Below are 393 nucleotides of genomic sequence, written 5' to 3' on the forward strand. Positions count from 1 at the left end.
GGTGTACGACCATGCGCCGGTGGCGCTGTTGAAGCTGAAGTCGCCGTAGGTGCCGTGCAGAGAGGCCGGATCCTTGAACACGGCTTCGCCGGTGTCGACGTCGCTCACGGTCAGGGTGCCGGAAGCGCCCAGGGTGCCGTCTTCTCCGACAGCGCCGTTGCCGTTGCCGCTGATGGAAGCGGCGTCGTTGGCGCCGGTGACTTCCACGTGCAGCTTGGCGCTGGCGGTGCCGTCGGCCGAGGTGACGGTAATTTCGTCCGACACGACCTTGCCCGCGTTCAGGGCCTGCACGTTGGTGTCGCCGTTGCGCAGGGTGTAGGTCCAGTCGCCGGTGGTGCTGTTGAAGCTGAAGTCGCCGTAGGTGCCGTGCAGCGAGGCCGGATCCTTGAACAG

At 66.4% G+C, this 393-nt stretch carries 1 protein-coding gene; it reads right to left on the minus strand.

The features are described from left to right. Positions 1-393: VCBS domain-containing protein (locus NX778_RS24550; protein ID WP_258814442.1), on the minus strand; the 393-nt coding region annotated here is incomplete at both ends.

Origin of the sequence: Massilia terrae, assembly GCF_024753145.1 — a bacterium.
Taxonomy (GTDB): Bacteria; Pseudomonadota; Gammaproteobacteria; order Burkholderiales; family Burkholderiaceae_D; genus Telluria; species Telluria terrae.